Below are 10,632 nucleotides of genomic sequence, written 5' to 3' on the forward strand. Positions count from 1 at the left end.
CCGCCTTGCACGCCCCGTGCTGGTGAGGGAAGCGGACGAATCCGCCGCCGTCTCGCCCCCCGCCCAGGAGCAGACCCTGGCCCTCAAGCAGGCCATCCTGGGGCTGCCTCCCAAGCTGCAGGAAGTGTTCCTGCTGAGCCGCTTCGGCGGCCTGAGCTACGATCAGATCGCGGTCCGCTGCGGCCTGTCTGTCAAGACCGTGGAGGCGCGGATGTCCAAGGCGCTGGCGCTCTGCGCCGCGCTGGTGGCGAGGCCGCGGAAGTGACAGGAAGAGGATCATCGGACCGAACGCGTGAGGAGGCGGCCGCCTGGTTCGCCCGGCTGAGCCGTGTCTCCGTCTCCTCCGAGACGCTCCGCGCGTTCCAGGCCTGGCGCCGCGAAAGCGCGAACGCTCGAGCATACGAGGAGGTGGAGCGCGCTTGGCAGGCCGCGGGCGGCCTGGCCGTCGATCCGCAGATCCAGTCGGCGACACGACTGGCGATGCAGCGAGGCCCTGCACTTCGAGGCCATCGCGGAATTGACCCCCGCCTCGCCGGGTTCGGAGCGGCCGGCGCCCTCGCCGCGGCGGCCGCCTGGTTCGCCCTGTCGGCCGAGCCGGTCTACCGGACCCAAGTCGGCGAGCAGCGGCTGGTGGTCCTGGAGGACGGTTCGCGCGTGCGGCTCAACACCGACACCGTGGTCCAGGTGCGCTACCGGCGGGCCGCCCGGTCGCTCGAGCTTCGCCGTGGGCAGGCGTTCTTCGACGTGGCCGCAGATCCGGACCGGCCGTTCGTGGTCACGGCTAATGCAGTGCGGGTGACCGCGCTTGGCACGAGCTTCGACGTGCGGCGCACCGATGAGACGGTGCAGGTCACCCTTCTCGAAGGCGCGGTCGCGGTCGCGCACGGCGACCGCGAGGCGGCGCAGCTGACGCCCAATCAGCAGCTGACAGCAACTCCCGAGGGGCTGTCTCAGCCGCGACCGACCGACGCGGCGGAGGCGGCGGGCTGGACCACAGGCCGGCTGACTTTCCGCAATGTGCCCCTGCGCGCCGCGATCGCCGAGATGAACCGCTACTCGGAGGACAAGCTGGTGCTGGAGGCTCCGGAGCAGCTCGCGCAGGCGCCGGTCAGCGGCGTGTTCGACGTGGGCGACGCCGCCGCCTTCGAAGCGGCCGTCGAGGCCATCTTCCCGCTGCAGTCGCGGCCCGAACCGGGCGGCGTGCGGCTCGTTCCCCGCCCCTCCCCGGGGAGCTGACGATTTTCTTCGGCCGGGCATAGGGTGACGGCCCCTCGCCTGCGTCTACCCACTCGGACGCACCCCTGCCCGGGGAATGAGCCAGGCCGCTGCGGCCAGGCCACGTGCTGGAGGCGTCCGGGGGAACGCCGATGCCGATGAAGATGAGCGTCTCAAGAACCCGCGCCGCCCTGCTCGCAGGGCTTGCGGCTGCGGCCCTGCTGAGCGCCCATCCGGCCGCCGCCCAGCCGGCGCAGGTGCGCATCGAGGCCGGCCCGCTGGAGCCGGCGCTTCTTGCCCTGGCGCACCAGACGGGAGAGCAGCTGCTGTTCTCGCCCGATCTGGTGGCCGGACGCAGGGCGCCCGCGGTAATCGGGACGTTCACCGCCGAACAGGCCCTGAGCCGTCTCCTGGCCGGCAGCGGCATCCTGGTCCATCGTGCGGGGCCCGCCGTCCTGGTCCTGAAGGCGAAGGGCGGGACGGCTACGGCCGCTGGGCCGGCGCGGGCCCTGGAGGCGGCGCGCCCTTTCGCAGGTGAGGCGGGCGGCGCCCCGCCCGGCGCGCCGCCGTCCCAGCGCGAGCCGCCGCCGCAAACCGCATCGACCGTCTCGGAAATCCAGGTCACCGGGACCCACATCCGCGGCGCCGGCTCGGTCGCCTCGCCGCTGATCGTGATGGACGCGGAGGACCTGCAGCGCAGCGGACAAGCCACCCTGGCCCAGGCCATCAACCTGCTGCCGCAGAACTACAGCGGCGAGAACACCGAGGCCTCGGTCACCACCCGCGCAAACCGGCTCGGCAACAATCTCACCTTCGCCAGCGGCGTGAACCTGCGCGGCCTCGGCCCCAGCGCGACCCTGGTCCTCGTCAACGGCCGCCGCATCGCCCCGTCGGGCAACAAGGGCGACTTCGTCGACCTCTCGCTGATCCCCACCGCCGCGGTCGAGCGCGTGGAGATCCTCCTGGACGGCGCCTCGGCGATCTACGGCTCCGACGCGGTCGCCGGCGTGGTGAACGTGATCCTGAAGCGAGATTTCGACGGCGGCGAGTTGCGGATCCGAGGCGGGGCCGCTCCGGCCGGCGGCGCCGAGGAAGCGCTCGCCGGCCTGGTCCTGGGCCGGACCTGGGCGACCGGCAACCTGCTGGCCGCCGTCGAGGTCTCGGCGCGCGAGCCCCTGGCCGCAGCCGAGCGCGACTACACCCGCTCCGCCGATCTACGCCGGTTCGGCGGATCCGACTTCCGCTCCCCGAGCGCTTACCCGGGCAACATCCTCGGCCTCGATCCGGCGACCGGCGTCTCCGGCCCCTTGTGGGCCGTTCCGCGCGGCCAGGACGGATTGGGCCTGCGCCCAACGGACTTCACCCGCGGGGACATCAATCTCGCCAGTCTGCAGCAGGGAGTGGACATGCTGCCCCGCCAGCGCCTGGGGAGCGCCTACGCCGCCTTTCGGCAGGAGATCGGCGAACGGCACGAGGTGTCGGGGGACGCCAGCTACACCTTGCGCACCGCCGACGCCAGGATCGCTGCGTCCACGACGACCCTCACTGTGACGGGCGCGAACCCGTTCTTTGTGTCGCCGGTCGGCGCGGCCTCCCATCAGATCCAGTACAGCTTCGCCGGGGAGCTCCCCGCGCCGCTCTCGCGCAGCACCGCCCAGTCCCTGACCGCAAGCCTCGGCGCTCGCCTCAGCCTCCCCGGCCGCTGGGGCGCTGACGCCTATGCCGCTTTCGGCCAGCAGATCGACAGCCTGGTCACGGAGGGGCTGGCGAACACGGCCATCCTCGCCGAAGCCTTGGGCAACGTTCCGGACAGCGCCGCTACGGCCTACAGCCCCTCGCGCGACGGCTGGTTCAACCCGTTCACCGGTCAACCGCACAATCCGGCCGCGGTTCGGGCCGCCATCGGTTCAGGCTTCACCCACACCCGCGGCAGGTCCCGCATCGAGGCCGGCAACCTGCAACTGGACGGGCCGCTGTTCGAACTCGCGGGCGGCGAGATCAAGCTCGCCGTCGGCGGCAACCTGCGCGAGGAGAGCTTTGCGCGGATCGGAACCAATTTCCTCTCCACCGGCGCGCCCATCCCACAGGCGCCGGTGTCGGGGCGCCGGACGGTGTCGGCTGCATTTGCGGAAGTCCTCGTCCCCCTGGCCGGTCCGCAGAACGGCCGGCCGGGGCTGCGCGCCCTGGAGCTCTCCGGCGCCGTAAGGTTCGAGCGCTACAGCGACTTCGGCGACACCCTCAATCCCAAGCTGGGCCTGGCGTGGACACCCTTCGAGGGGCTTCGCCTGCGGGCCTCCTGGGGCGAATCGTTCCGCGCGCCAGGTCTTGCTGAGCTGAAGAGCCCGCAGATCTTTCAGGCGCTGCAGTTCCCCTCGGGCAGCTCGGCGCGTGTGCTCTCGTTGGTGCTGACCGGCGGCAACGAGGGCCTGCAGCCGGAGACGGCGGAGACCTTCACGGCGGGGGTGGACTGGCGACCGGCTTGGGCGCCCGGCCTGCGGCTTTCGGCGAGCTGGTTCGAGACCGTCTTCGACAACCGCATCGACCGTCCGGTGACCCAGAACCTGGCGGGCGCCCTGCTCGACACGCGCTTCACACCTTTTGTGCGCCGTGTTCAGCCGGCCACGGATGCGGCCGATCTGGCCCTCGTCTCCGCTCTGCTCGACCAGCCGGCGGCCGACCGGATCCGCGGCCTCAACCCCGTGACGGCTTACGGCGCCGTGGTGGACATCCGCGCGGTCAACACCGGCGGCCTGACGGTCAGCGGACTGGACATCCAGGCCAGCTGGACGACCCGCGCCTTCGGCGGCGACCTCTCGCTCGGCCTCACAGGCTCGCAGCTGTTGGACTACATCCAGTCGCTGACGCCCACCTCGCCCGGCATCGAGCTCGCCGGCCTGGCCACCTACCCGGCCGACCTTCGTCTGCGGGCGACCGCCGACTGGACCCGCGGCCCGCTCTCCCTCGGCGCGGCGGTGAACCACCTATCCGGGTTCGACGACGCGGGCGGACGACCGATCGACTCCCACACCACCTTGGACCTGCAGGCCAAGCTGGCCGCGCCGACGGGTCGGTTCGAGGGAACCACCCTATCCCTCTTCGTGCGCAACGTCTTCGATACGCCGCCGCCGTTCTACGACAATCCCTTCGGCTACGCCTTCGACCCATCCAACGCGGACATCATCGGCCGCTTCGTGGCGGTGCAGCTGACCCGGCGCTGGTGATGTCGGGAAAGCTGGGGAACAGGGCCGCGGCCATCGCCGCGGCGGCGGCCTGCGTTTGTGCGGGACCTGCCGGGGCCAGGGCGACGGAGGTGGACGACCTGCTGCAGAGGGAGTCGTTCGGCGCGATCGCGCCGGCGGCAGGCGGCCGCTTCGTGCTGGTGGAGCAGCGAGGTCCCTACGCCTCGGCGGCAAGGTTCGACCGCCTCCTTTACAACGACCTCTTTCGGACCCGCATCATGGTTGGGGACCTCGCCCGAAGCGGCGGGCTCGTCCCGCTCTTCCCGCCGACGCCGGGTCACGGCTACCGGCTGGGGCCGCTCTCGCCGGACGGCCGCTGGGCCGTCGTGCACCGCCTGACGAACGAGGCCTGGGACCTCGGCCTGGTCGACGTCGCCGCCGGTCACGTGCGCTGGCTGCCGATCACACCGGAGCAGATCGGCGGCGCCAGGGGCCTTCAGTGGGTATCGCCCTCCTCCTTGGCGGTGATCGCACGGCCGGACGGGGACCTGCCTCACGAGCTGCGCTGGATGACGCCGCAGGCCGCGCTCCCGCAGCGATGGGCCGCCTCCGCCAGCGGCGGCGTTTCTGTGACGGCGATCGGCAGCGGGCGCCACCTCGCCGTGCGGCCGCGGCCGCCGGTCAAGCGGCTGCTGATCGTCTGCGCGCGGACGGGTGCGGTCCGGACCCTCGTTGAGGGCGACTTCGTGGACGTTGAGGCGTCGGAGGCGAGTGGCCGCATCGCCCTGCTGGAGGCGGCCGAGGACATCCCCCTGGCTAAGGACCACCCGGTGCAGGGGCCGTACGGCATGGCGACGCGGCGACTTCGGCTCGTGCTCGCGGATGTGCGAACTGGCCAAGTCCGTCGCCCCTGCCCGAAGTGCGACATGCTCTCGGGACTGCTCAGCTGGTCTCCGGGCGGCGAGGCGCTTTTGGCGTACGCGCGCGCGGACGGCGAGGCCTGGACGGAAGGGCGGCTGGTGAAGGTGGACGGCCGGACGGGCACGGTGCGGCCCGTCGGCGCCGCTCTTCGAGCCGTGGTGGAACGTCGGCCCGAGGTGGTTTACGGCGGCTGGTGGGGGAACGATCCGCTCGTCTTCGCCCGGCCGGCCGCGGGAGAGCGCGCGGACTGGTGGCGGCTCGGTGCGGAGGGGCCGGTGCGGCTCACCGGGGCGCTCGCCTCGCCGCCGCGGGAAGGGCTGACGGTTACACCGCGGGCCCTGCTGGTCGCGGGGGATGGCGCAGCCTGGCGCATCGATCCGGCCGGCCGGGCGAGGCGGCTGACATCGGCTCCCTTCGAGCCGGTCAGGCGGCGGACCGAGGGCGTCCCCGGACGGGCGGCGCTGGCGCCAGCCCCTGGCGAGGCGATCTCAGGCGTTCTGGAGCGTCCGGTGGGGCCGCAGTTCGTGCGCTTCGGCGCAGGCGGCGCCATGTCCGGCCGGACCGGCCTGCCGGGTCCGAGGACCGCGTTGGTGGACGCCGGCCCCGGCGCCGGTGTCCTGGTGGTGCGGGTGGACGGGGGCGGCCGCGAGACGCTCGAGCAGCGAAAGCCAAGGTCGCATCCCCGGATATTGGCCACGATCAACGTGCGGCTGCGGGATGTCGTCCTCCCGCGCGTCGTCCCGGTGCCGCATCGCGGGCCCGGCGGCGAGGCTCTCGTGAGCTGGATCCTGCTCCCATGGGCCGGCGCGCCTCTCGACGCCGCCCCCCCACCGCTAATTGTCCTGCCTTATCCCGGCGAGACCTGGCCGCGCAGGCCCGAGCACCTCCTGCTGAGCCACCCGCCTTTCTTCCCCGCCGCGCCCCTGACGGGTCAGGGCTACGCAGTCCTGCTGCCGAGCCTGCCGGCCCGACGCGCAGACCAAGGGCCCGCCGTCGGCCTTGCCGACGAGGTCCTGGCGATCGTCGACGCCGCTGCCCGCCAGCCGGACCTGCAGGGGGCCTTCGATCCGCACCGGCTCGGCCTCTGGGGCCATAGCTTCGGCGGCTTCGCGGTGCTCGCGATCCTGACCCAGACTGACCGCTTCGACGCGGCCGTAGCCCAGGCGGCGCCCAGCAACCTGGCCAGCCTGCACGGGACCTTCAGTCCGGGGAAGCGGGTGCACGCGGACGAAGGCGCGAGCACCTACTCAAGGTCGGGTTGGGTGGAGGCGCTGCAGGGCGACATGCGCGCCCCGCCTTGGGCGGATCTCGATCGCTATGTGCGGAACAGCCCGGCGCTACAAGCGGACCGGATCGGCGCCCCTGTGATGCTGGTTCACGGCGAAATGGACAACTTTCCGATCTCCCAGGCCGAGGAGATGTTCTCGCAGCTTTTCCGGCAGGGCAAAGACGCCCTGCTGGTGACCTACTGGGGCGAAGGGCACCACTATGCGAGCCCCGGCAACCTGCGGGATCTCTACACTCGACTGTTCGCCTGGTATCAGCGGCACCTCAGCGAGGTCACCCCAGCCGGCGCGGAGCCGAGCGAGCGTCCGGGATCTGCGACTGCCACCAGCGGACCCAAGCCTCCACCGCCGCCGCAGAGATGAGGGCCAGTCCGTCGGCGCGCTGGATGAGGGCGTCCGACCGGAGCGCCAGGTCCACGGCCTTCCGGTCCAGCACCTCGGCACGGACCAGCGCGCCGTCCAGAAGCCACGGCCTGAGATGCTCGAGGCTCGCCGCGGCCCGTCGGCTGAAGTGGGAGGTGAGCTCGCCTTTCGAGCGGCGGTCGAGGACCGCCGCGGGCAGCAACCCTTCGAAGGCGCGGCGGGCGAGCGCCCGGTCGCGTCCGCCAGCGACGTGCTGGTAGGTCGGGATGGCGAGACAGAGCTCCACGACCGGCTGTGCAAGCAGCGGGTGGATAACGGCGGCCGCCGCGCTCCGCCTGTTGCGGCCAAGGATGGATTGGAATCCCGCAAGCGCGGCCATCTGCAGCGACTTGGCCGGCGGCCCGAGGTGAAGGTGCTGGAGCCAGGGGTGCCCCGGGCCGCCCGCGCTCGCCAGGGCGCGCGGCCCGGCGAAGCGGCTCCTGGGAGCGTGGGATCGGACGGACCGAAGGCCTGCGAGCGCCTCGCCGGCCACGGACCAGACGGAGCGGCGTAGCCAGCGGGCCATGTCGGGGAACGCCGGATCGAAGAGCGCCCCAGGGCCGCGCGCGCTGAGGAGATCGGACAGCACAAGAGCGCTCGGCATCTGGAAGAAGACAGCGTCACCCCCCATTCCGGTGACGATGGCCTGAGCGCCCGCAGCCTTCAGCTCCGCTGCGGCCTGCCGGTCGCGCCAGCTGTCCAGGGCCGCCGCCGGGGGGCGGGCGCCCTGCGCAAGAGGGAGGAAGTCGCGCTCGGGATCGAACGGCTCAAGGCTTCGGGCGACGCAACTGATGGGCAGGTTCCAGTGATCGCAAACCTGCGCCGCCCACGCCCGTTCGTCGCTGTCTGAACGGTCGCCGAAGTAGTGCAGAGCCGTGCGAACACGCGGGGACAGTCCGGCGGCGCCGAGCGCTGCGGCGACGATGGCCGAGTCAAGGCCTCCGGATACCTCCGCGAGCACGGGCTCGTAGGGCGCGACGAGCGCCGCGACCGTCGCCACCACCAGCTCCCGCAGTCGCCGGGGCCATGGGCCATGGGGACCCGCGTCGGAGCATATCCAGTCCAGCGGCCGCCAGATCGGGACCGGAGCCGACCGTCCGTCCAGGGATGCGAGCTCCCCCGGAACCAGGCTGCGTACGCCCGCCAGAGCGCAGCGCGATCCGGCGCTCCAGGGGTGAAGGACGAATTCCGAGACGGCGTCCCAGTCGAGAGCGAGCTCGTCCGGCCACAGGCAGGCCGGGACCTCCTCCAGTTGCGAGGCGACGATGTAGACATCGCCGGAGCGCCAGACGAGGGCATCAAGGGCGCCGGAGGGATCGCGCAGAACGCGCCACGTTCCCGCACCGCCTTCCCCTATGAGCGCGACATAGCTCCCCCACCATTCGCGCGTCAGGCGCTGGGCCACAGCCTCCGCCCGCGACGCGACGTCGGAGCGCGGCTGTTCAGGCTGCCCCGGAAGCCGCGGATGGCGGCGTCCGACGAGGAGGAGGGCGCCGCCGTCTTCAACGGCGAACGGAAGGGGCGACGGCTGGCGGGTCCATACCCGGAGGCCCCGCTGCGCGAACGCCTCCGCCCATCCGGCGGCGCGCAAGGCAGAGGCGGCGGATTCCAGCCGCCCCGCTTCGGGCTCGCTGCACCAGGCGAGCGCCAGGAAGCTGGCGTTCATCCCTCGACCGCCAGGATGGGCGTGTAGGCGGCGAGCCGCTCAGGCGCGTCGTCGAGAGCGAAATCATCGAGCTGGAGCCAGCAGTGGGCGCCGAAGGGCCACGTCTTGACGCCGAACACCCACGTGGCGCGGCAGCCGGAGCGCTGGAGGAAGCGAAGCAGGACGAAGCTGCGGACAAGGCACTTCCGCGGCATCGGCAGCCAAATGGCGGCGGCTTGGAAGAGGCTTGCGAGGCGTAGAGCCTCGGACGCGGCGGCGACGGGCGTCCCCCTCCCCCGTGCGGCCTCGACGCTGCTCAGGATGCGCCGCAGGGGCCTGCAGGCGTAGCGCCGCGGCAGGTCGCTCACGGCGCCGGCAAGCCGCCCTGCTTCCCGGGTGGTGAGCGACCAGCCAGGCTCTACAGGAAGACCGCGGCGCGGCAAATCAGGCGGCGGCGCAGTGGCGCGACGGGCCGGGCCGCTGAGAACGAGACCGGCCGCCCGCAGTCGGAGAGCTGCTTCGGGCTCGTCCGGATCCAGTCCACTGAGGTTCGCGTCCGGGCGCAGGCGCGCCGCGCCTCCCGGGACACAAAAGTAGGCGTCTGCCGCCGTGTCCAGAAGCACGAGATCCTCGCCGACGACGGCGGCGTGAACATGGGCGGGGAAAGCGAGGCGCATGGCTGAGAAGACCGGCGCCGGCCCGTCGGCCGGCGCCGGCGGCTCCGGTCAGGCGCCGTTATAGGGGACGAAATCGTCCTCGAGCTGCTCGCCGGCGATCGGGCCGTGGGTGCTGGCCTTTGCGCCGCCGAGGCTCAGGAGCCGGAGGGGGGAGAGCTTGAAGAGCCGGAACATGTCGGGCCTCCACATCTGTTCGCCGCCGGATTGGCGGCGGCTCGATCAGGCAGGCGCGGACGGGTCTATTCAAACTATATCGCCGCTATAGTTCGCGCCGGCCAGCTCGGTGAAAGTGCGGTTGGCCGGCGGGCCGCGCTCCGCGGGGGAGGAGATCGGCGCTTTGGCTCAACTCCGCGCGCCCGCCGTCCGGATGGCGGCCAGCGCCGCCAGCCTTTCCGCGGCGGCGATCCTCCGTTGATGGAAAAGCTCGATGGGCCCGGCCCGGGCCTCGACGGAGTCGGATACGGTGAGCGCGAGAAGCTGAACGGCCTCCTCCTCGAGGTCGGCGAAAACCTCATGCTCGAGCCGACGGAGAGGGGCGAGCTGCGCCTGGGTCCGGCGATAGCATCCGGCCAGGACGCGGCTGCCGGTCTCGGCCATCCAGCTGGAGAACAGCCGCTCCACCGCGGACACCGGGTCCTGCTCGAGGAACGCCTGCGCACATCCTTGCGGACCAACTCTTGGCCGTTCCCTGCACAGGCTGATCCTCAGCTGCGCCCAGGACAACCGGTAGAGGTCCGCGACATCGGCGCTGGTGTAAAGCGGGACATAGAACCCCTGCCCGCGCAGCTCGTCGAGAAGGCCTTCGCCCGCGAGTCTAGACAGCGCCTCCCGCACGGGGGTGGCGCTCAGCCGGAGGGAGTCGGCGACGTCGACGGCGGCGATCCTGCGCCCGGGCGGAAACGCCCCGTCCCGCAGCCTTTCCCTCAGGGCTCTCAACGCGGTTTTGAACGGCTCCTCGCGTCCGCCAGGCACCGGATCTCTCCCTTGCCGCTGCACAGGGAACCAGCAAGGCGTCGCGGCTGCTGGGTTTTCAAGGGCGCTTGCCGCGAGCTCACTGAAGCCCGCAACTCTCGTTGGCGGCGATCCCGGCCCTCGCTGCCGGACGTCCGCAAGAACCTTGCGGGCCCAGTCCGTCGCAGCCGCGCCGAGCCTCGCCTGGGTTCACGCCCATGCCGAGGCCGCTCAGCGCGCGCGCCGGTCCTCGGCAGAACGCCGCAGCCGTTGCGCGAGCGGCTCCCCGGCCACCAGGCAGGTGGCGACCAAGCGGTCGTAGCTGCGGGTGCGCCCATCGCGTCCTCGCCGCACGG

8 protein-coding genes and 1 pseudogene are annotated in these 10,632 nt (G+C 72.1%); 5 read left to right on the forward strand and 4 right to left on the reverse strand.

The window, feature by feature from the left end:
* From VHK87_RS02520 to VHK87_RS02535, 5 genes and pseudogenes are all read left to right on the forward strand, one after another.
* Positions 1-265 (forward strand): sigma factor-like helix-turn-helix DNA-binding protein (locus tag VHK87_RS02520; RefSeq protein WP_329633323.1); only part of this gene is annotated, 265 nt, incomplete at its 5' end.
* Positions 262-405: pseudogene (locus VHK87_RS19430) on the forward strand (FecR/PupR family sigma factor regulator); the annotation flags it as partial. The gene VHK87_RS02520 and the pseudogene VHK87_RS19430, both read left to right, overlap by 4 nt.
* 3 nt (positions 406-408) lie before the next feature.
* Positions 409-1,236 carry a FecR family protein gene (locus VHK87_RS02525; protein ID WP_329633324.1) on the forward strand — a complete coding sequence of 276 codons (828 nt, stop codon included), beginning with the start codon at positions 409-411 and terminating at the stop codon, positions 1,234-1,236.
* A 143-nt stretch (positions 1,237-1,379) separates the two neighbouring features.
* Positions 1,380-4,436 carry a TonB-dependent receptor gene (locus VHK87_RS02530; protein WP_329633325.1) on the forward strand — a complete coding sequence of 1,019 codons (3,057 nt, stop codon included), beginning with the start codon at positions 1,380-1,382 and terminating at the stop codon, positions 4,434-4,436.
* On the forward strand, positions 4,436-6,964 hold the full coding sequence (locus tag VHK87_RS02535; RefSeq protein ID WP_329633326.1) for an alpha/beta hydrolase family protein: 2,529 nt from the start codon (positions 4,436-4,438) through the stop codon (positions 6,962-6,964). The genes VHK87_RS02530 and VHK87_RS02535 overlap by 1 nt, the downstream gene beginning before the upstream one ends.
* On the opposite strand, the gene VHK87_RS02540 is transcribed toward VHK87_RS02535, so the two are convergent.
* The 4 genes from VHK87_RS02540 to VHK87_RS02555 all read right to left on the reverse strand — a co-directional run bounded on the left by VHK87_RS02540 (position 6,876) and on the right by VHK87_RS02555 (position 10,321).
* Complete coding sequence (locus tag VHK87_RS02540; RefSeq protein ID WP_329633327.1) at positions 6,876-8,669, reverse strand: asparagine synthase-related protein; 1,794 nt, start codon at positions 8,667-8,669, stop codon at positions 6,876-6,878. The two genes, VHK87_RS02535 and VHK87_RS02540, sit on opposite strands and share 89 nt — an antisense overlap.
* Entirely contained in the window at positions 8,666-9,325 is a 660-nt protein-coding gene (locus VHK87_RS02545) for a lasso peptide biosynthesis B2 protein (RefSeq protein ID WP_329633328.1), read from the reverse strand. The genes VHK87_RS02540 and VHK87_RS02545 overlap by 4 nt, the downstream gene beginning before the upstream one ends.
* A 48-nt stretch (positions 9,326-9,373) precedes the next feature.
* Positions 9,374-9,499 (reverse strand): hypothetical protein, encoded by a 126-nt coding sequence (locus VHK87_RS02550; protein WP_329633329.1) that lies wholly within the window; start codon positions 9,497-9,499, stop codon positions 9,374-9,376.
* Between the two features lie 168 nt (positions 9,500-9,667).
* Complete coding sequence (locus tag VHK87_RS02555; protein ID WP_329633330.1) at positions 9,668-10,321, reverse strand: GntR family transcriptional regulator; 654 nt, start codon at positions 10,319-10,321, stop codon at positions 9,668-9,670.
* Positions 10,322-10,632: the final 311 nt, after the last annotated feature.

Source organism: Phenylobacterium sp. (genome assembly GCF_036263695.1).
Taxonomy (GTDB): domain Bacteria; phylum Pseudomonadota; class Alphaproteobacteria; order Caulobacterales; family Caulobacteraceae; genus Phenylobacterium.

What these genes read in the sequence shown, in the direction of transcription:
- VHK87_RS02545 (WP_329633328.1), bottom strand. Translation starts at nt 9,325, where the DNA reads ATGCGCCTCGCTTTCCCCGCCCATGTTCACGCCGCCGTCGTCGGCGAG.
- VHK87_RS02540 (WP_329633327.1), bottom strand. Translation starts at nt 8,669, where the DNA reads ATGAACGCCAGCTTCCTGGCGCTCGCCTGGTGCAGCGAGCCCGAAGCG.
- VHK87_RS02550 (WP_329633329.1), bottom strand. Translation starts at nt 9,499, where the DNA reads ATGTTCCGGCTCTTCAAGCTCTCCCCCCTCCGGCTCCTGAGCCTCGGC.
- VHK87_RS02535 (WP_329633326.1), top strand. Translation starts at nt 4,436, where the DNA reads ATGTCGGGAAAGCTGGGGAACAGGGCCGCGGCCATCGCCGCGGCGGCG.
- VHK87_RS02530 (WP_329633325.1), top strand. Translation starts at nt 1,380, where the DNA reads ATGAGCGTCTCAAGAACCCGCGCCGCCCTGCTCGCAGGGCTTGCGGCT.